The organism is Variovorax sp. J2L1-78, from assembly GCF_030317205.1.
Taxonomy (GTDB): Bacteria; Pseudomonadota; Gammaproteobacteria; order Burkholderiales; family Burkholderiaceae_C; genus Variovorax; species Variovorax arabinosiphilus.
This window is the reverse complement of the sequence record NZ_JASZYB010000001.1, coordinates 1,616,517-1,635,209: the sequence shown is the minus strand read 5'-3', so window position 1 is coordinate 1,635,209 and position 18,693 is coordinate 1,616,517. Positions and strand designations below refer to the sequence as shown.

At 67.4% G+C, this 18,693-nt stretch carries 17 protein-coding genes; 13 read left to right on the top strand and 4 right to left on the bottom strand.

Features of this window, described 5'->3' with window-relative positions; translation table 11 throughout:
• Positions 1 to 9: 9 nt before the first annotated feature.
• The gene (locus QTH86_RS07815; RefSeq protein WP_286646743.1) at positions 10 to 780 is read right to left on the bottom strand and encodes a DeoR/GlpR family DNA-binding transcription regulator; all 771 of its coding nucleotides are present in this window, start codon (positions 778 to 780) and stop codon (positions 10 to 12) included.
• 98 nt (positions 781 to 878) lie between these two features.
• Here QTH86_RS07815 and glpD point away from each other — a divergent pair, with 98 nt between their 5' ends.
• The 8 genes from glpD (at position 879) to QTH86_RS07775 (ending at position 9,564) form a co-directional block, all read left to right on the top strand.
• A complete protein-coding gene (glpD, locus tag QTH86_RS07810) occupies positions 879 to 2,579 on the top strand; it encodes a glycerol-3-phosphate dehydrogenase (protein WP_444813608.1) in 1,701 nt (566 codons plus the stop codon).
• Positions 2,521 to 3,594 (top strand): ABC transporter ATP-binding protein, encoded by a 1,074-nt coding sequence (locus QTH86_RS07805; protein WP_286645239.1) that lies wholly within the window; start codon positions 2,521 to 2,523, stop codon positions 3,592 to 3,594. The genes glpD and QTH86_RS07805 overlap by 59 nt, the downstream gene beginning before the upstream one ends.
• A 2-nt stretch (positions 3,595 to 3,596) precedes the next feature.
• Positions 3,597 to 4,667, top strand: a complete 1,071-nt coding sequence (locus QTH86_RS07800) for an ABC transporter ATP-binding protein (RefSeq protein ID WP_286645240.1) — start codon at positions 3,597 to 3,599, stop codon at positions 4,665 to 4,667.
• On the top strand, positions 4,664 to 5,554 hold the full coding sequence (locus tag QTH86_RS07795) for a carbohydrate ABC transporter permease (protein ID WP_286645241.1): 891 nt from the start codon (positions 4,664 to 4,666) through the stop codon (positions 5,552 to 5,554). The genes QTH86_RS07800 and QTH86_RS07795 overlap by 4 nt, the downstream gene beginning before the upstream one ends.
• Complete coding sequence (locus tag QTH86_RS07790) at positions 5,551 to 6,363, top strand: carbohydrate ABC transporter permease (RefSeq protein WP_286645242.1); 813 nt, start codon at positions 5,551 to 5,553, stop codon at positions 6,361 to 6,363. Before QTH86_RS07795 ends, QTH86_RS07790 begins: the two co-directional genes overlap by 4 nt.
• A gap of 10 nt (positions 6,364 to 6,373) precedes the next feature.
• On the top strand, positions 6,374 to 6,682 hold the full coding sequence (locus QTH86_RS07785) for a DUF2160 domain-containing protein (protein WP_286645243.1): 309 nt from the start codon (positions 6,374 to 6,376) through the stop codon (positions 6,680 to 6,682).
• 89 nt (positions 6,683 to 6,771) lie between these two features.
• Positions 6,772 to 8,502: an ABC transporter substrate-binding protein gene (locus QTH86_RS07780; protein ID WP_286645244.1), complete on the top strand. Its 1,731-nt coding sequence runs from the start codon at positions 6,772 to 6,774 to the stop codon at positions 8,500 to 8,502.
• 66 nt (positions 8,503 to 8,568) lie between these two features.
• Entirely contained in the window at positions 8,569 to 9,564 is a 996-nt protein-coding gene (locus tag QTH86_RS07775) for a LysR substrate-binding domain-containing protein (protein ID WP_286645245.1), read from the top strand.
• Between the two features lie 281 nt (positions 9,565 to 9,845).
• On the opposite strand, the gene QTH86_RS07770 is transcribed toward QTH86_RS07775, so the two are convergent.
• Positions 9,846 to 10,988, bottom strand: a complete 1,143-nt coding sequence (locus QTH86_RS07770) for a hypothetical protein (RefSeq protein WP_286645246.1) — start codon at positions 10,986 to 10,988, stop codon at positions 9,846 to 9,848.
• A gap of 702 nt (positions 10,989 to 11,690) precedes the next feature.
• Between QTH86_RS07770 and QTH86_RS07765 the strand changes: the two genes are divergently transcribed.
• From QTH86_RS07765 to QTH86_RS07745, 5 genes are all read left to right on the top strand, one after another.
• Positions 11,691 to 12,677, top strand: a complete 987-nt coding sequence (locus tag QTH86_RS07765; RefSeq protein ID WP_286645247.1) for an N-carbamoyl-D-amino-acid hydrolase — start codon at positions 11,691 to 11,693, stop codon at positions 12,675 to 12,677.
• An 11-nt stretch (positions 12,678 to 12,688) separates the two neighbouring features.
• Entirely contained in the window at positions 12,689 to 13,732 is a 1,044-nt protein-coding gene (locus QTH86_RS07760; protein WP_286645248.1) for a threonine ammonia-lyase, read from the top strand.
• Between the two features lie 113 nt (positions 13,733 to 13,845).
• Complete coding sequence (locus tag QTH86_RS07755) at positions 13,846 to 14,847, top strand: Bug family tripartite tricarboxylate transporter substrate binding protein (RefSeq protein ID WP_286645249.1); 1,002 nt, start codon at positions 13,846 to 13,848, stop codon at positions 14,845 to 14,847.
• Between the two features lie 10 nt (positions 14,848 to 14,857).
• Positions 14,858 to 16,321 (top strand): N-acyl-D-amino-acid deacylase family protein, encoded by a 1,464-nt coding sequence (locus QTH86_RS07750; RefSeq protein ID WP_286645250.1) that lies wholly within the window; start codon positions 14,858 to 14,860, stop codon positions 16,319 to 16,321.
• Between the two features lie 64 nt (positions 16,322 to 16,385).
• The gene (locus tag QTH86_RS07745; protein ID WP_286645251.1) at positions 16,386 to 16,946 is read left to right on the top strand and encodes a histidine phosphatase family protein; all 561 of its coding nucleotides are present in this window, start codon (positions 16,386 to 16,388) and stop codon (positions 16,944 to 16,946) included.
• A 6-nt stretch (positions 16,947 to 16,952) separates the two neighbouring features.
• Here QTH86_RS07745 and QTH86_RS07740 read toward each other — a convergent pair whose 3' ends face one another.
• Together QTH86_RS07740 and mltB are read right to left on the bottom strand one after the other, a co-directional pair.
• Positions 16,953 to 17,576 carry an HD domain-containing protein gene (locus QTH86_RS07740; RefSeq protein WP_286645252.1) on the bottom strand — a complete coding sequence of 208 codons (624 nt, stop codon included), beginning with the start codon at positions 17,574 to 17,576 and terminating at the stop codon, positions 16,953 to 16,955.
• Positions 17,573 to 18,640 carry a lytic murein transglycosylase B gene (gene mltB, locus QTH86_RS07735; protein WP_286645253.1) on the bottom strand — a complete coding sequence of 356 codons (1,068 nt, stop codon included), beginning with the start codon at positions 18,638 to 18,640 and terminating at the stop codon, positions 17,573 to 17,575. The genes QTH86_RS07740 and mltB overlap by 4 nt, the downstream gene beginning before the upstream one ends.
• Positions 18,641 to 18,693: the final 53 nt, after the last annotated feature.

Below are 18,693 nucleotides of genomic sequence, written 5' to 3'. Positions count from 1 at the left end.
CCTTCGTCGTCAATGGTCGCTTGCGATCTCGCAGCGCACCTGGGCGCTGTCGAGCAGGGCGGGAAAGGGGGCCGGCGGTTCGGCGTCGGTGAAGAGCCGGTCGATGTCCGACAGCGTCCCGAGCTGGATCATGGCCGGCCGGTTGAACTTGCTGGCATCGGCGGCGAGCCACACCTCGCGCGCCTGCGCGATGATGGTCTGCGCGACCTTGACCTCCCGCAGGTCGAAGTCGCGGAGCGACCCGTCGGCCTCGATGCTGGACACGCCGATCAGCGCGATGTCGACCTTGAACTGGCGGATGAAATCGATGGTCGCCTCACCCACGATGGCGCGGTCGCGCGCGCGCACCGAGCCGCCCGCGACGATCACTTCGCACGCCGGGTTGCCGCTGAGGATCGTCGCCACGTTGAGGTTGTTGGTGATCACGCGCAGGCCGGTGTGCCGCATCAATGCCTGCGCGATGGCTTCGGTGGTGGTGCCGACGTTGAGGATCAGCGAGCAGTCGTTGGGCACGCGCGCCGCCACGGCACGGGCGATGCGCGCCTTGCCTTCGGCGTGCAGCGACGCCCGTTGCGGGTAGCCGATGTTCTCGGTCGTCGAACTGGGCACCCGCACGCCGCCGTGGAAGCGCGTGAGCAGCCCTTCGTCGGCCAGCCGCTGAACGTCGCGCCGCACCGTCTGCAGGGTGACGCCGAGCATCTCGGCCAGCTCTTCCACCATCACCGTGCCGCGGGCCCGCACCGTGTCGAGCAGGCGCAGCTGGCGGGGGTTGGGGTTCAAGCGTGGCATGGGGTGGGAGGGATGCAACACTCTAAATCGAACAAAAACGAACTGTCTAGGGGAAAACTACAATCTTATGCGCGTCATAAGGAACCAAAATGAACCAAGGCGAAAGTCCTTCGCTCCCCTCCGGCAACCCAGCAGTTACTTCAGAGCGGTCCTCCCTCGTGAACGATTTGTTCTCTCCCGTTGTGGCCACGGCGACCGAATGCGACGTGCTCGTCGTCGGTGGCGGCATCAACGGCTGCGGCATCGCGCGTGACCTGGCGGGGCGTGGTTTCCAGGTGGTGCTGTGCGAGAAGGACGACCTGGCCGCCCACACCTCGTCGTCGTCGACCAAGCTGATCCACGGGGGCCTGCGCTACCTGGAGTACTACGAGTTCTCGCTGGTGCGCAAGGCGCTGCAGGAGCGCGAGGTGCTGCTCAAGAGCGCGCCGCACATCATGTGGCCGCTGCGCTTCGTGATGCCGCACGACCCGTCGATGCGACCGGCCTGGATGGTGCGCATGGGCCTGTTCCTGTACGACCACCTCGCCAAGCGCGAGGTGCTGCCGGGTTCGCGCACCGTCGATCTGCGCAAGCACAAGGCCGGCCAGCCGCTCAAGCCGCAGTACAAGCGCGGCTTCGTGTATTCCGACGGCTGGGTCGACGACGCGCGTCTGGTGGTGCTCAACGCGGTCGACGCCCGCGCGCGCGGCGCACAGATCCTCACGCGCACCCGCTGCACGGCGGTGCAGCGCGACGCCGACGGCTGGACCGCCGCGCTCGATGGCCCGGACGGCATCCGCACTGTGCGGGCTCGCGCGGTGGTCAATGCGGCCGGCCCCTGGGCCGAGTCCTTCCTGCGCAACACGGCGAAGGCGGCCAACGGCGAGTCGCTCGCGACCAAGAGCCTGCGCCTGGTCAAGGGCAGCCACATCGTGGTCAAGCGCATCTTCGAACACGACCATGCCTACATCTTCCAGAACCCGGACAAGCGGATCATCTTCGCGATCCCCTACCAGGACGACTACACGCTGATCGGCACCACCGACGTCGAGATCGGTTCCGACGACCCGGGCGCGGCGCGCATCTCGCCCGAAGAGATCGACTACCTCTGCGCCCAGGCCAGCCGCTACTTCGAGAAGCCGGTCGTCCCCGCCGATGTCGTGTGGACCTACTCCGGCGTGCGCCCGCTGCTGGACGATGCGTCGGGCGACCCGTCGGCCGTCACGCGTGACTACCTGCTCGAAGCCAACACCACCGCCGCACCGCTGCTGTCGGTGTGGGGCGGCAAGATCACCACCTTCCGCAAGCTGGCGGAAGACGCAGCGGACGAGGTCGGCCGCATGCTCGGCGACAAGCGTCCGGCCTGGACGGAGGGCGCCTTCCTCGCGGGCGGCGACTTGTCGGGCTGGATCGGTGCGCCGAAGCGCCCCGACGAGGACTTCGAGCGCTTCGTCGCTGCCGTGCAGAAGCGACATGCCTGGCTGCCCGCGCCGCTCGCGCGCCGACTGGCCCACGCCTACGGCGCGCGCATCGCCGAGGTGCTGGGCAATGCGACCGCGCTGGCCGACCTGGGCGTCGAAGTGGCCCCCGGCCTGCACGATGCCGAACTGCGTTACCTGCATGCGCAGGAATGGGTGCGCACGGCGGACGACGCCTTGTGGCGCCGCTCGAAGCTCGGCCTGCGCTACACGCCACAAGAGCGTGCCGCGGTCGCGCGATGGTTCGACGACAACAACGACGAGAGACACACCGATGCAACTGACCCTCGAGCGCATCACCAAGAAGGTGGGCGCGCAGACGTGGCTCCATGAGCAGAGCCTGACACCGCGCAGCGGCGCCGTCACGGTGCTGCTGGGCGCGACACAGGCCGGCAAGACCAGCCTGATGCGCATCATGGCGGGCCTCGACGTGCCGAGCAGCGGCCGCGTCCTGGTGGACGCCGAGGACGTCACCGGCCGGCCGGTGCGCGAGCGCAACGTCGCGATGGTGTACCAGCAGTTCATCAACTATCCGTCGCTCACGGTGGCGGACAACATCGCGTCGCCGCTCAAGCTGCGCGGCGAGAAGGGCATCGACGCCCGCGTCCGCGAACTCGCGGACAAGCTGCACATCGGCATGTTCCTCGACCGCCTGCCGGCCGAGCTGTCCGGGGGCCAGCAGCAGCGCGTGGCGCTGGCGCGTGCGCTGGCCAAGAACGCGCCGCTGATGCTGCTCGACGAGCCCCTGGTCAACCTCGACTACAAACTCCGCGAAGGGCTGCGCGAAGAGCTGGCGCAGCTGTTCGCCAGCGGCGACTCCACCGTCATCTACGCCACCACCGAACCGGGCGAGGCCTTGCTGCTGGGCGGCTACACCGCGGTGCTGGATGCGGGTGAACTGCTCCAGTACGGGCCGACGGCCGAAGTCTTCCACGCGCCGCAGTCGCTGCGGGTGGCGCGCGCCTTCAGCGACCCGCCGATGAACCTACTGCCCGGCACGGCCACGCCCGAGGGCGTGCAACTGGCCGGCGGTCCCTTGCTGCCGATGGCGTTGCCGGCGGGCAGCGGCGGTGCCGTCACCATCGGCCTGCGCGCCAGCGCGCTCGACGTGCAGGCCGGGCCAGGCGGCATCGCCTTGCCCGGCAAGGTCGAACTGGCCGAGATCTCCGGATCCGACACCTTCGTGCATGTGCACACCACCGTCGGCGAACTGGTGGCGCAGCTGACCGGCGTGCATCGCTTTGAGCTGGGCACCCCGATCACGCTGCACTTCAACGCGGCTCGCGCCTATGTCTTCGACGCCAGTGAGAAGCTGGTGGTGGCGCCGGCCTGGCGCAAGGGGAACTGACCATGGCCCGCATCGACCTCGACCTGGCGCACGCCTACCGCGCCAACCCCACGCAGGACAGCGACTACGCGCTGCTGCCGTTGAAGATGAGCTTCCGCGACGGCGGCGCCTATGCGTTGCTCGGCCCCTCCGGCTGCGGCAAGACCACCATGCTCAACATCATCTCGGGCCTGCTGGTGCCGTCGCAGGGCACGGTGACCTTCGACGGCCGCGACATGACGCGTGCCACGCCGCAGGAACGCAACATCGCGCAGGTGTTCCAGTTCCCGGTCATCTACGACACCATGACGGTGGCCGAGAACCTCGCTTTTCCGCTGCGCAACCGCAAGGTGCCGGCCGAACAGATCAGGAAGCGCGTCGGCGAGATCGCGGAGATGCTCGACATGAGCGGGCAGCTCAACCAGCGCGCCGCCGGGCTGGCGGCCGACGCCAAGCAGAAGATCTCGCTGGGCCGTGGCCTGGTGCGCTCGGACGTGTCGGCGGTGCTGTTCGACGAACCGCTCACCGTGATCGACCCGCACCTCAAGTGGCAGCTGCGGCGCAAGCTCAAGCAGATCCACCGCGAACTCAAGCTCACGCTGATCTATGTCACGCACGACCAGGTCGAGGCCCTGACCTTCGCCGAAGAGGTGGTGGTGATGACGCGCGGCAAGGCGGTGCAGGTCGGCAGTGCAGAGGCGCTGTTCGAACGGCCGGCCCACACCTTCGTCGGGCACTTCATCGGCTCGCCGGGCATGAACTTCGTCCCTGCGCAGAGCCAGGGCGGGGCGCTCGAGGTCGCGGGTGTCCGGCTGGCCGGCTTGCGCGAACTGCCCGACGGGGCGCTCAAGCTCGGCATCCGCCCCGAGTACCTTCGCATCGCCGACCCCCAGGCGCCTGGCGCGATTCCTGCGACCGTGACGCAGGTGCAAGACGTCGGCACCCACGCCATGCTCAGCGCCGATGCCGGTGGCACGAAGCTGAAGGCCCGGCTGTCGTCCGACGCGCTGATGCCGACCGCCGGCGACATCGTGTGGCTCAAGGTGCTGGACCCGCACACCTGCTACTACCGCGACGAGGAGCTCGTGGCATGAACGCTACCAACAAACCCATCAACCAGAAGGCCTGGTTCCTGATCCTGCCGGTGCTGATCTGCGTGGCCTTCTCGGCCATCGTGCCGCTGATGACGGTGGTCAACTACTCGGTGCAGGACATCATCTCGCCCGAGCGGCGCGTGTTCGTCGGCACCGAATGGTTCGCGGCGGTGATGCGCGACGACGAACTGCATGCGGCGCTCTACCGGCAGCTCGGTTTCTCGCTGTCGGTGCTGTTGGTCGAGATCCCGCTGGGCATCTGCCTGGCGCTCTCGATGCCGGCCACGGGCTGGAAGGCGTCGGCGGTGCTGGTGATCGTCGCGCTGTCGTTGCTGATTCCGTGGAACGTGGTCGGCACCATCTGGCAGATCTACGGCCGCGCGGACATCGGCCTGCTCGGCTTCATGCTGCAGAAGATCGGCGTCGACTACAGCTACACCGGCAACGCGACCGATGCCTGGCTCACGGTGCTGGTGATGGACGTGTGGCACTGGACGCCGCTGGTCGCCTTGCTCGGCTACGCCGGGCTGCGCTCGATTCCCGATGCCTACTACCAGGCCGCACGCATCGACGGCGCCAGCAAGTTCGCGGTGTTCCGCTACATCCAGCTGCCCAAGATGCGCGGCGTGCTGATGATCGCGGTGCTGCTGCGCTTCATGGACAGCTTCATGATCTACACCGAGCCCTTCGTGCTGACGGGCGGCGGGCCGGGCAATGCGACCACCTTCCTGAGCCAGTACCTCACGCAGAAGGCGGTAGGGCAGTTCGACCTCGGGCCGGCCGCGGCCTTCTCGCTGATCTACTTTCTGATCATCCTGCTGTTCTGCTTCATCCTCTACAACTGGATGCAGCGCGTGGGCACGCAGGACATGGAGGAAACCCGATGAACGACCGACGTTTTCACAAGCGCAGCATCTTCCTGGTGCTGTACATCGTCTTCGCGCTGTTGCCCATCTACTGGATGATCAACATGAGCTTCAAGACGAACGAGGAGATCCTCTCGAGCTTCTCGTTCTTTCCGCAGCAGCTCACCTGGGCCAACTACGCGCGCATCTTCACCGACGAGTCGTGGTACTCGGGCTACATCAACAGCCTGATCTACGTGGGCATCAACACGGTGATCTCGCTCACCGTGGCCCTGCCGGCGGCCTATGCCTTCTCGCGCTACTCCTTCCTCGGCGACAAGCACGTGTTCTTCTGGCTGCTGACCAACCGCATGACGCCGCCGGCGGTCTTCCTGCTGCCTTTCTTCCAGCTCTACAGCACGGTGGGGCTGATGGACACGCACCTGGGCGTGGCGCTGGCGCACCTGCTGTTCAACGTGCCGCTGGCGGTGTGGATCCTCGAAGGCTTCATGAGCGGCATCCCGCGCGAGATCGACGAGACGGCCTACATCGACGGCTACTCGTTCCCGCGCTTCTTCCTCACGATCTTCCTGCCACTCATCAAGGCGGGCGTCGGCGTGGCGGCGTTCTTCTGCTTCATGTTCAGCTGGGTCGAGCTGCTGCTGGCCCGCACGCTCACCAGCGTGAATGCGAAGCCGATCGTGGCGACGATGACGCGCACCGTGAGCGCCTCGGGCATGGACTGGGCCACGCTGGCCGCGGCCGGCGTGCTGACCATCGTGCCCGGCGCGATCGTGATCTGGTTCGTCCGCCACTACATCGCAAAAGGCTTTGCGATGGGCCGCGTCTGAGGAGACAAGCATGTTCGACTGGATGGTCTGGACCACCCCGGTGGCCGTGTTCTTCACCTGCATCGCGCTCATGCTCGTGGGCATGACGGTGTGGGAATACAAGTCGCCCACCACGCTGCGGCGCGGCTGGCTGCCGATGGAAACCACCCGCGGCGACCGGCTCTTCATCGGCCTGCTGTCCGCGGCGTACCTCAACCTGGTCTTCATCGGCCTCGCCGGGAAGTTCCAGGAGTGGATGTCGCTCGAGGCCGAGCCGTCGATCTGGATCAGCTTCGTGCTGTCGATGGGCTTGCTCGCATTGGTGATGCGAAAGGGCTGAGCACGCACGCCTTCAGGAATCCGGCTCTCCGTTTCCCCGGAGCCGCGATCAGACAACACCGGGGAAGCAACCACTGAGGAGACAAACTCATGAAGATGCGCTACACGACATTGGCACTGGCAGCGGCGATGTGCGCCGCGCACGGTGCCTCGGCCGGCGAGGCCGAAGCCAAGAAATGGATCGACAGCGAATTCCAGCCGTCGACCCTGAGCAAGGACCAGCAGACGGCCGAGATGAAGTGGTTCATCGATGCCGCCAAGAAACTGCAGGCGAAGGGCGTGCGGGAAATCTCCGTGGTCTCGGAGACCATCACGACGCACGAGTACGAATCGAAGACGCTGGCCAAGGCCTTCGAGGAGGTCACCGGCATCAAGGTCAAGCACGACCTGATCCAGGAGGGCGACGTGGTCGAGAAGCTGCAGACCTCGATGCAGTCGGGCAAGTCGATCTACGACGGCTGGATCTCCGACTCCGACCTCATCGGCACGCACTACCGCTACGGCAAGATGATGAACCTCACCGACTACATGGCCGGCGCGGGCAAGGAGTTCACGAACCCCGGCCTCGACGTGAAGGACTTCATCGGCACCAAGTTCACCACCGCGCCCGACGGCAAGCTCTACCAGTTGCCCGACCAGCAGTTCGCCAACCTCTACTGGTTCCGGGCGGACCTGTTCGCGCGGCCCGACCTGAAGGACAAGTTCAAGGCCAAGTACGGCTACGACCTGGGCGTGCCGCTCAACTGGAGCGCCTACGAGGACATCGCCGAGTTCTTCAGCGTCGACGTGAAGACCATCGACGGCAAGCCGATCTACGGCCACATGGACTACGGCAAGAAGGACCCGTCGCTCGGCTGGCGCTTCACCGACGCCTGGCTGTCCATGGCCGGCACCGCCGACATCGGCAACCCCAACGGCATGCCGATCGACGAATGGGGCATCCGCGTGGCCGACGACAAGTGCACGCCGGTGGGCGCGTCGGTGTCGCGCGGCGGCGCCACCAACTCGCCGGCAGCCGTCTATGCGCTGACCAAGTACATCGACTGGATGAAGAAGTACGCGCCCAAGGAAGCGATGGGCATGACCTTCGGCGAAGCCGGGCCCGTGCCGGCGCAGGGGCAGATCGCGCAGCAGATCTTCTGGTACACGGCCTTCACCGCCGACATGACCAAGAAGGGCCTGCCGGTGGTGAACGACGACGGCACACCGAAGTGGCGCATGGCACCCGGCCCGAACGGCCCGTACTGGAAGCAGGGCATGCAGAACGGCTACCAGGACGTGGGCTCGTGGTCCTTCTTCAACGGGCACGACGCCAACAAGACGGCGGCGGCCTGGCTCTACGCTCAGTTCGTCACGTCCAAGAGCGTGTCGCTCAAGAAGACCATCGTCGGCCTGACGCCGATCCGTGAGTCCGACATCCAGAGCAAGGCGATGACCGACATGGCGCCCAAGCTGGGCGGGCTGGTCGAGTTCTATCGCAGCCCGGCGCGCGTGGCCTGGACGCCCACGGGCACCAACGTGCCCGACTACCCGAAGCTCGCGCAGCTGTGGTGGAAGAACGTGGCCGAAGCGGTGACGGGCGAGAAGACGCCGCAGAAGGCGATGGACAACCTGGCCGATGAGATGGACAACGTGATGGCCCGCCTGCAGCGCGCCGGCATGGCCCATTGCGCGCCCAAGCTCAACGCCAAGGGCGACCCGGACAAGTGGCTGAGCGACAAGCAGGCCCCCTGGAAGAAGCTGGCCAACGAGAAGCCGAAGGGTGAAACCATCGACTACAACAAGCTGCTGAGCGCCTGGAAGGACGGCAAGGTGCGCTGATCGCCAGCCACGGGCGGCCACGGTGGCGTGGTCCTTGCATGGGGAGGGCAGTCCGTCTCTCGCTCCATGCCTGCCAAGCTCCCGACCCCGCCCGTGCCGCTGAACCTGCGGCAGATCGAAGTCTTCCACGCCATCATGATCGCCGGCTCGCTCAGCGGGGCGGCGCGCATGCTGTCGGTGTCGCAGCCTGCCGTCAGCCGCGTGCTGGCGACGGTCGAAAGCCGGCTGCGCATGCTGATGTTCGAGCGTGTGCGGGGCCGCCTGCAGCCCACGCCCGAGGCGCGTCGGCTGTTCTCGGAGGTGGAAAGCATCCTGGAGGGCGTGCGCCGCTTCAATGCGCTGGCCGCCGACCTGGCCGGTGGCGCCCACGGCGAACTGTCCCTGGTGTCGAGCCCGAGTTACAGCGAGTGGCTGATTCCCGTGGCCATCCGGCGCTTCCGGGCCCGCTTCCCCGACGTGCGCATCAAGTACCGGCCGTTGCCCTTTGATTCACTGCTGCCGCACGTGCTGCTGGGGCATGCCGACCTGGCGATCTCGTCGATGCCGCCGCCACCGAGCGCCAACGCGGCGGCGCGCGCGATCGGCCACAGCTTCATCGAATGCGCGGTGCCCGAGTCGCACCCGCTGGCGCAGGCCGACGCCGTCGGCGCCGCCGACCTGGTGGGCCAGACCTTCATCAGCTACGGGCGCGAGACGCCCTTCGGCCGGCTGTCGGCCGATTTCTTCGCGGCGGCGGGCCTGCCGCTGCGCGCCGACATCGAGATCCGCTCCACGCCCGAGGCGATGGGCCTGGTGCGAGAAGGCGTCGGCGTGGCGCTGATCGAGGCCTTCGGCGCGCGGCGCTCGGCGCACGACGGCGTGGTGCTTAAGCCGCTGTCGCCGCCGCTGTCGCACCGCATCTACCTGATCCACACCAACGTCAGCCCGCTGTCGGCCATGGCGAAGGAATTCCTGGCCGTGGTCAAGCGCGTGCTCAAGGAAGAGGGCCGCGACACCGCGATCGCCCCGACGCTGACCGAGCACCCGGGCGAGCATGCGCCCGCGCGTGCGTTGTCTTCCTGAGCTGAGACGTCGGCGCTGCCGTCACTGCCTGGGATTTGCGGGGCGCGTGTCTCGGTCACGAGCCGTTGGCAACCATGCGGCGAACGGCCGTTTACGCAAATACGAACCGGCTTTGGGCCAAAAATTGGCGCCCACAGGAAACGCGATGAGGTCAGCGAGGCAATCATGATCCTCATGTGAACTGGCTAAGTCACAGCAGCCGTATTCCATTGTTGAGGCCTTCATCGCCGTTCGCTGCCGAGGCTGCCGGAACGCGGATCATGGACGTGGGGCTCGGGGGATCAGTCGTTGCCTCTTGATAACTCCTGAAGGAGCGCAGAGCAACTCTGCCCCAGGCGGCCAGTCCGCTGCAGCCCCCGAAGCATCTCGATCGCGTTCTGTCGGCGACCTGCACCGATAAGGGCATGGGCGTATCCGGCGGAAAAGCGGTCGCGCAGCGGCGGACGTTCATCCAGTTCGTTTGTGTCACGAGTAAGCTCATAGACGAATACGGCGTCGTCGAACTTATTCTGTCCAAGCAGATCCTCGGCCAATGGGCCGCAATGGTGGGCGGATAGAAAGCTGGACTGAATGTCATATCCCAATGACTTGGTCTGGAGTGACCAATGGGCAGGCGTCGGTGCAACAACGAGACGCGCCCACCTCATGCCGGAATCGTCCTCCTCGAATACGCCGCCGAAGCCACCCGGAGGGATGTAGAACGCTAGTAGGCTGGGATCACTGGCCGCTGGCCAGACTTCAAGCGCGTATCCACCGCCTTCCGCGGTGCCAAAGTCGATTCGTTGAGGTACTTCTGTAAAACGTTCTAGGCTCAACCGATCTGAGACGGCGGCCGCATAGTTCATGTACGTGAACACCCCGCGGTCCGTGCACAGGGACGTTGCAAGACCACCGACTGTTGGGAACGCCCTCGATTCGATCACGTCAACCAAACTGTCGAACATGCGCAAGTACTCATCTCGCCCGTTCAGAGGCTCCGGCAAGCGACGCATGGTGAGCGATACGCGTTGCTCCAGCATCGCACCAGTGTTGGAGTGTGCATGGAAGGACTGCTGAAAATGCCCATATGCTGGTGCATCTCCCACAAAACCAGCACCACTAACTTCGCGTTTCCCGTTCTTGAGGAGTTGAATTTCTCCTGCTCCCGCTTGGGCCACTAGAACATCGAATCGAGAGCCGGCCTCAAAGGCTGCCTCCGCTCTGGCGAGTATTTCTTCGGCGTCGGTGAGTCCTCTGACCATCGGAAGGAAAGCCGCGAAATCGGCGACATCGCCCGCGAAGCCAAGGGCGACGCTTGGAGTAATCCGGTAAAGCTTTAGGCAGCCACTGGTAACGGGTCGACGTGCAACATTCGAATAGGTAATCTCGGTATCGGCGAACAGAAATACTTGCTCGCCAACGACGCGGCCAACGATCAAGCTCATGAGGTCCCGGACTACGTGCGTGTAAGTTTTGGAGTCTAAAGCGGACGAGCCCCTGTTGCGCTTGGAAACCATGTCAGCCGAAGCAGGGTCAAGTTCCTGGGTTGACGCTGGTCTGCTTAGTCACTGTGTCGAATGGCTCGGCTTGCTGTCGGTTGCGTGGCACGTTCGCTCCGGCGACGCTGAGAGTGGCTGCCTGCTGCTGTGTACCCAAAGAATGCTGCTTGGTCACGCGGAAGGTAGTCTGAGTCGCCCGCCCTTTGTCCTCGTGTGGTGGCCGCCGGCCGCATTCTGTCTGCCTTTTACTGCGCTCCGCCTCTTTCATCGTAAGCAGCGGGGGGGTAGCCGGAGACTCTGACGGACGCCCGGGTGTGTGACCACTGACCCCGGCTCTCCAAGCGGCTGAGGCGCGAATGCAAACCAAGCTGCAAGACTTTCACGGTGTTGGGAGTACCGGCACCTGTCGTTGTGACCGGTCGACATCGGCGCGCACATGCCCATCACCTTTTGTCCCGCAGCCATAACGCGCGGTTATTGATTAGGGTGCGTCGGTCGGTCGGTGACGGTAATGTTTTCTTTGTGAATCAACCACTTGTGCGCATCCTGCGGGTATCCGCACGGCCTGCCAGGGTGGTTCCAGCGCGATTGGCCGTGGCTGCTACAGGCCGGATCATCCGGCCCAGACCCACTCCACGCCCCGCCCTCATGACCCGCCTCATCACCGTCGCCGCCGCCCAGCTCGGGCCCATCCAGAGGGCCGAGGGCCGCGATGCCGTCGTCGCCCGCATGGTGCGCCTGCTCGAGCGCGCGCATCAACGCGGCGCGAACGTCGTGGTGTTTCCCGAACTGGCGCTCACCACCTTCTTCCCGCGCTGGTACGTCGAGAACCTGGACGAAGCGGACGCCTGGTACGAAGAGGCGTTGCCGTCGCCCGCCACGCAGCCGATCTTCGACGCCATCCGCCGCTACGGCATCACCTGCTACCTGGGCTATGCCGAGATCGCGCACGAGGCCGATGAGACCGGCGTGGTGCGCAAGCGCCGCTTCAACACCTCGGTGGTGATCGCGCCGTCGGGCGAGATCGTGCTCAAGTACCGCAAGGTCCACCTGCCAGGGCACAAGGAGTTCTCGACCATCCGCAAGGTGCAGCACCTGGAGAAGCGCTATTTCGAGGTGGGCAACCTCGGTTTTCCGGTCGTGCGCGCACCGGTCGGCCCGGTCGATGGCGTGAACCTCGGCATGCTGATCTGCAACGACCGCCGCTGGCCCGAAGCCTGGCGCGAGCTGGGCCTGCAGCAGGTCGAGCTGGTCATGCTGGGCTACAACACGCCGGCCGTGAACCAGGAGAACCGCGGCTTCGAGGCGCCGTACCAGCGCCAGTTCCATTCGCAGCTGTCCATCCAGGCCGGCTGCTACCAGAACGCCACCTTCGGCGTGGGCGTGGCCAAGGCCGGCAACGAAGACGGCTTCGAACTGATGGGCCACTCGGTCATCGTCAACCCGCAGGGCGAAGTGATGGCCATGGCCTCCACCTGGGACGACGAGCTGCTGGTGGCTGACTGCCACCTCGACATGTGCCAGTTGGGCCGCACCACCATCTTCAACTTCGCCCAGCATCGCCGCCTCGAGGCCTACACCCACCTCACGACCCAGACCGGCAGCACCGAGCCGCCCGTGTGGAACCCGGCGTGAAGGAGCGCGCGATGACGATCAATGCCACCTCGCTTCCCGCCCACATCGAACACGCGATGCTCGGCACGATGCGCGTGCCGCGCTTCGACGACGTGCAGCGCGCCGCGCAGGCCATCGCCCCGCACGTGCGCCGCACGCAGCTGCTGCGTTCGCCGCGGCTCGATGCGCTGGCGGGCGGCGCCGTCTGGCTCAAGCCCGAGAGCCTGCAGGTCACCGGCTCGTTCAAGGCCCGTGGTGCCTTCAATGCCTTGCTGGCGCTCACCCCGGCCGAGCGCCAGCGCGGCGTCGTCGCCTATTCGACCGGCAACCACGGCCAGGCCATCGCCTGGGCGGCGCGGCAACTGGGCGTGTCGGCCACCATCGTGATGCCGGTCGATGCGCCGAAGAACAAGGTGGCGCGCGCCATCGCGCAGGGCGCGCAGGTCGTGCACTACGACCGCGAGAAGGAAAGCCGCGAGGACATCGGCATGCGCTTGCTGGCCGAGACCGGCGGCACACTGGTCCCGCCGGGCGACCACCCTGATGTGCTCGCGGCACAAGGCACGGTGGCGCTCGAGGCGCTCGAAGACCTGCCGCCCGGCGAGCGCGAGAAGCTCGGCCTGTTCGCCGCGCCGTGCGGCGGTGGCGGCCTGATGGCGGGCTGCTGCCTGGTGCTCGATGCGCTGAGCCCGCAGGCGCGGCGCGTGGCGGTCGAGCCGGCGAGCTTCGACGACACCGTGCGCTCGCTGCAGAGCGGCCGACGCGAGACCAACGCCCCGGGCGCCCGCACCCTGTGCGACGCCCTGCAGGCCGCGACGCCCGCCGAGCTGCCCTTCGCCATCAACCAGCCGCTGCTGAGCCAGGCCGTGTCGGTGACCGACGACGAGGTCGCGCATGCGATGCGCTTCGCGCTGGAAGAACTGCACCTGGTCGTCGAGCCCGGCGGCAGCGTCGCGCTCGCCGCGCTGCTGGCCGGCCACCTGTCGCTCGACGGGCAGGGCGCCGTCATCGTGCTGTCGGGCGGCAACGTCGACCTGCCGGTGCTGCAGGCCGCGATGGTGCGGGCCGAGCGCTAGCCGCCGCATCCCACGCACCGTTTTCATAGCAATGAGGCCGACGCCGCCGTTCCGGTGCAGCGAGGCCCAGGAGACCGCAAGCCCTTCCATTCGATCTTCAGAAAGTCCTGTCCATGTCGCGCTTCAACGTTTCTTTTCCATCCTCTCGCCGCTGGCTGCTCCAGGCGCTGGCCGCACCCCTCGTCGCGCTGGCCCTGTACGGCCATGCGCAGGCCGCGTACCCCGACAAGCCGATCACGCTGATCGTGCCTTTCAACGCCGGCACCACGCCCGACATCGTCTCGCGCCTGCTGGCCGATGCGGTGGGCCGCGAGCTCGGCCAGTCGGTGGTGGTGATGAACCGCGTCGGCGCGTCCGGCATCATCGGCACGCAAGCCACCATCGCCGCCCCGGCGGATGGCTACACCATCGCCTACGCCAACGTGGCGACGCTGGCGATCAACCAGTCGCTCTACCAAAAGCTGCCCTACGACGCCGACACGCAGCTCGCGCCCGTGGCGCTCACCGGCTCGGTGCAGAACGTGCTGGCCGTGCGCAGCGACCTCGGCGTGAAGGACGTGGCCGGCCTCATCGCCATGGCCAAGAAGGCGCCGGGCAAGCTGACCGTGGCCTCGGGCGGCAACGGCACCACCGGCCACCTGAGCGCGGAGATGTTCAAGACGATGGCGGGCGTGTCGATCGTGCACATCCCGTACAAGGGGGGCCTGGAAGCTGACCTGGCGCTGATGCGCGGCGAGGTCGACCTGGTGTTCGAGAACATCACGTCCATCGCGCCGCACCTCAAGAGCGGCAAGATCACCGCGCTGGCCGTGACCGGCGCCACGCGCGACAGCCGCCTGCCCGAGCTGCCCACCATCGCCGAGACCGGCCTGAAGAACTACCAGGCCGTGGCCTGGACCGGCTACGTGGCCGCGGCCGGCGTCGACCCGAAGATCCTCGACACGCTCAACGCCGCCTTCAACAAGGCACTGAATTCGCCGGCGGTGAAGCAGCAGCTGGCCACGCAGGCCTACGAGATCCACACCGGCCCGCGCCAGGACCTGTTCGACCTCGCGAAGAAGGAACGCCCGCTGTGGGCCGACGTGATCAAGCGCTCGGGCGCCAAGATCGATTGAGCGTTCGCACATGGCCGACTTCGACCTGCTGCTGCGCCATGGCACGCTGATCGACGGCACGGGCGCCGCGCGGCGCTCCGCCGACGTCGGCATCCGCGGTGCGCGCGTGGCTGCGATCGGCGATCTGTCGGGCCAGCGCGGCGCCGCCGAGATCGATGCCGCCGGCCGCATCGTCGCACCGGGCTTCATCGACTCGCACACCCACGACGACCGTTACCTGCTGCTCGACCCGGACATGCCGGCCAAGCTGAGCCAGGGCGTGACGACGGTCGTCACCGGCAACTGCGGCATCAGCCTCGCGCCTTGGGGCGCACCGGCAGGTGCCACCGTGCCGCCGCCGCTGAACCTGCTCGGTCACGATCCGGCGCTGTTCGGCGACGCCACCTTCGCGGCCTACCTGGCGCGTCTGGAAGCCGCACCTGCGGCGGTCAACGCGGCCTGCCTCGTCGGCCACACCACGCTGCGTGCAGCCACCATGCCGCAGCTCGACTGCGCCGCCACGCCCGAGGAGATCGCGCACATGCGCGCATTGCTCGACGAGGCGATGGCCAGCGGCGCCATCGGCCTGTCGACCGGCGCCGCCTACCCCACGGCGATGCCGGCTACCACCGACGAGATGGCGCAGGTGGCCGAGGTGATCGGCGCCTACGGCGGCGTGTATGCGAGCCACATCCGCGACGAGGGCGACCACGTCTTCGCCGCGCTCGACGAGGCTTTCGCGATCGGCCGTGCCGTCGACGCGCCGGTGGTGGTCTCGCACCACAAGCTGATCGGCCCGCGCAACCACGGCCGCTCGGTCCATACGCTGGCGCACGTGCGCGCGGCCATGGCGCACCAGTCGATCGCGCTCGACTGCTACCCGTACTGCGCGGGCTCCACCATCCTGCGCAAGGACCGCATCCCCGTGTCGAGCCGCATCATCGTCACCACGTCGCAGCCGCACCCCGAGTTCGCCGGCATGGACCTCGACGTGATCGCGCAGCGCCTGGGCGTGTCGATGGAGGACGCGGTCGACCGGCTGCTGCCCGCCGGCGCCATCTATTTCCTGATGGACGAGGCCGACGTGCGGCGCGTGCTGGCCTTTCCGCAGACCATGATCGGCTCCGATGGCATGCCGCACGACACCGCGCCGCATCCGCGCCTGTGGGGCACCTTCCCGCGGGTGCTGGGCCACTACTGCCGCGACGTCGGCCTGTTCTCGCTCGAAGAGGCGGTGCACAAGATGACCGGGCTCACCGCGCGCCACTTCCGGCTACCGGGCCGTGGCGTGCTGCGCGAAGGCGCCTTCGCCGACATCACCGTCTTCGATGCCGACCGCGTTGCCGACCGCGCGACCTGGGATGCGCCCACGCTGCGGGCCGAGGGCATCGACACCGTCATCGTCAATGGACGGCCTGCCTGGCAGGATGGCCGGGCGCTCGGCGTGCGCTCCGGACGGGTGGTGCGGCTGACCGATGCGGGGTTGCCGCGTTGACGGCGTGAACCTCCGCGCCGGATGATGGTCGAACCCGCCATCCGGATTCAGCGAGGTCTTCTTCATGCAGCGTCGACAGTTCCAGGCCTTCGCCTTCCTCGCGGCCCTGTCGGGTGGCACCGCCCGTGCCGACGACCTGTTGGTGCCTCGCCTGCGCGAGGGCCGCTGCGCCGTGTTGCTGCGGCATGGCCAGACCACGCCGGGCGTCGGCGATCCACCCGGCTTTCAGCTGGGCGCCTGCAGTACGCAGCGCAACCTGAGCGAAGAAGGGCAGGCCGCGTCGCGTCGCCTCGGCGCCTGGTTTCGGCAGCGCGGCCTGGCGCCGCAGGCGGTACGTTCCAGCGCATGGTGCCGCTGCAAGGACACGGCCGACCTGGCCTTCGGCCGGCATGTCGTCTGGGAACCGCTCAACTCCACCTTCGACGACACCCGCCGCTCGGCCGCTGCGGCCGAGGGCACGGCGGCGCTGCGTGCCGCGCTGGGGGCGATTCCGGCCGGACGCTTCGACGTCTGGGTGACGCACCAGGTGAACATCACCGCGCTGACCGGCGAATTCGTCCAGATGGGCGAAGGCCTGCTGGTCGATGCTGCGGGCGCGGTGCGAGGCCGCAGCCGCTTCGACTGAGCGGCTTCAGTCGCCGATGGCGCCGCGGAGGTTGATGCGCGCCTGCGTTTCGCAGCACGCCCGCATGCCGGGGGTCTGGTAGAGCGGATCGCGCGCCAGGAAGCGAGCCAGGATCAGCCGCCGCCGCGGCTCGAAGACATCGGGCGGCACGTGCGCGTATTCGGCGCGGATCTGCGCTTCGTACTCGGCGAAGCGCTCGGGCGGCGCGCCGAGGATCGCCAGGTCGATGTCGACCAGCAGTCGCGCATCCGCATCGGTCGGCTGCGCGTCGTGCTTCGTCGCCATGATCAGGTCGTGCACGCGCTGTGAGGCGTCCGCATCAACGCCTGCGGTGCGCAGCGCATCGCGGGCCCAGTCGGCACTCTGCGCTTCGTTGTCGTGGGCCTGCAGGTCGTAGATGGCGTCGTGGAACCACAGGCCCAGCGCGACTTCGCCGGGCCGCTGCGCGTGGGCGCGTTCGCGCTCGATGGCGTCGAGGCACTCGCCCAGATGCTGCAGCGTGTGGTAGCGGCGATGCGGTTCGGCGTAGCGGACCAGGAGCGCGTCGCGCAGGGCGTTCGGCGGCGTGTCGATGCCCATCGCCGACCAGGCCGCCCGCCAGTGGGCGTCGAAGGCCGCCCGCGCGTTCATTGCGCCATCGCCGCCTTGACCTCGTTGCCCAGGTCCAGCACCGACATCGCGTAGTAGCTGCTCCAGTTGTAGCGGGTGATCACGTAGAAGTTCTGCGTGCCCGCGACATAGCTGGGCGACTCCGCGCCGTTCTGCAGTTCGATGAGCGCGAGCAGGCCGGGGAACGGTTGGGCCTCGGGCTCGAGCACCGCGCCGGCCGCCATGAAGCTGTCGGTGCTGAAGGTCGGCTTGATGTCGGGCGCCATGAGGATGGGCATTTGCAGGCGGGTCGTGTCGAAGCGCACCGGGAAGGTCGACGGCATGCCGCGCTGCCAGCCGAAGCCCTTGAAGTAGCTGGCCACCGAGCCGATCACGTCGGCCGGGTTGTTGACCAGGTCGATGCGGCCGTCGCCGTCGAAGTCGACGGCGTACTTGGCCATGCTGCTTGGCATGAACTGCGGCATGCCCATGGCGCCGGCGTAGCTGCCGAGCGGTACCATCGGATCTTCGGCCGTGCGGCTTTCGGTGCTGAGGAAGCTCTCGAGTTCGCCGCGGAAGAAGGCGACGCGCTCGGCGGCGCGCGGGTGCGCCTGCGGGAAGTCGAAGGACAGCGTGGCCAGTGCGTCGATCACGCGGAAGTTGCCCATGTTGCGGCCGTAGATGGTCTCCACGCCGATGATGCCCACGACGATCTCCGGCGGCACACCGTACTCGGCCTCCGCGCGTGCGAGCGTCGCTGCGTTGTCGCGCCAGAAGCGCGCGCCGGCGGCGATGCGCACCGGGTCGATGAAGCGGCTGCGGTAAACCCGCCAGTTCTTCGCGGTGCCGACAGGCGCCGGCAGCATCAGGCGCGGCACGTTGGGCAGCAGGCGCGCCGCGCCGATGGTCGCGCGTACCCAGTTGCGGTCGAGGTTGCGCCGGGCCGCTACGTCGTCGGCGAAACGCATCGCATCGTCGCGCGTGGCGTAGGGGATGGTGCCGCGTACGGCGGTGACGGCGCGGCGCTCGCCGCTCGCCTGTGCCGAAGCCGGAGTGGCGGAGAGCGCGCCGAAGGCGAGGAGGGCGGCCAGGAGCGCAGGGGCCATCGGGGAGGAAGGTCGCATCGGTCGATTGTGACGTGCGGCCGGTGCGCATCCGC

Bases quoted from the DNA above. Each gene is read 5' to 3' on its own strand.
- glpD (WP_444813608.1), top strand. From the start codon at position 879: ATGAACCAAGGCGAAAGTCCTTCGCTCCCCTCCGGCAACCCAGCAGTT.
- QTH86_RS07805 (WP_286645239.1), top strand. From the start codon at position 2,521: ATGCAACTGACCCTCGAGCGCATCACCAAGAAGGTGGGCGCGCAGACG.
- QTH86_RS07800 (WP_286645240.1), top strand. From the start codon at position 3,597: ATGGCCCGCATCGACCTCGACCTGGCGCACGCCTACCGCGCCAACCCC.
- QTH86_RS07795 (WP_286645241.1), top strand. From the start codon at position 4,664: ATGAACGCTACCAACAAACCCATCAACCAGAAGGCCTGGTTCCTGATC.
- QTH86_RS07790 (WP_286645242.1), top strand. From the start codon at position 5,551: ATGAACGACCGACGTTTTCACAAGCGCAGCATCTTCCTGGTGCTGTAC.
- QTH86_RS07785 (WP_286645243.1), top strand. From the start codon at position 6,374: ATGTTCGACTGGATGGTCTGGACCACCCCGGTGGCCGTGTTCTTCACC.
- QTH86_RS07780 (WP_286645244.1), top strand. From the start codon at position 6,772: ATGAAGATGCGCTACACGACATTGGCACTGGCAGCGGCGATGTGCGCC.
- QTH86_RS07775 (WP_286645245.1), top strand. From the start codon at position 8,569: ATGCCTGCCAAGCTCCCGACCCCGCCCGTGCCGCTGAACCTGCGGCAG.
- QTH86_RS07770 (WP_286645246.1), bottom strand. From the start codon at position 10,988: ATGAGCTTGATCGTTGGCCGCGTCGTTGGCGAGCAAGTATTTCTGTTC.
- QTH86_RS07765 (WP_286645247.1), top strand. From the start codon at position 11,691: ATGACCCGCCTCATCACCGTCGCCGCCGCCCAGCTCGGGCCCATCCAG.
- QTH86_RS07760 (WP_286645248.1), top strand. From the start codon at position 12,689: ATGACGATCAATGCCACCTCGCTTCCCGCCCACATCGAACACGCGATG.
- QTH86_RS07755 (WP_286645249.1), top strand. From the start codon at position 13,846: ATGTCGCGCTTCAACGTTTCTTTTCCATCCTCTCGCCGCTGGCTGCTC.
- QTH86_RS07750 (WP_286645250.1), top strand. From the start codon at position 14,858: ATGGCCGACTTCGACCTGCTGCTGCGCCATGGCACGCTGATCGACGGC.
- QTH86_RS07745 (WP_286645251.1), top strand. From the start codon at position 16,386: ATGCAGCGTCGACAGTTCCAGGCCTTCGCCTTCCTCGCGGCCCTGTCG.
- QTH86_RS07740 (WP_286645252.1), bottom strand. From the start codon at position 17,576: ATGAACGCGCGGGCGGCCTTCGACGCCCACTGGCGGGCGGCCTGGTCG.
- mltB (WP_286645253.1), bottom strand. From the start codon at position 18,640: ATGGCCCCTGCGCTCCTGGCCGCCCTCCTCGCCTTCGGCGCGCTCTCC.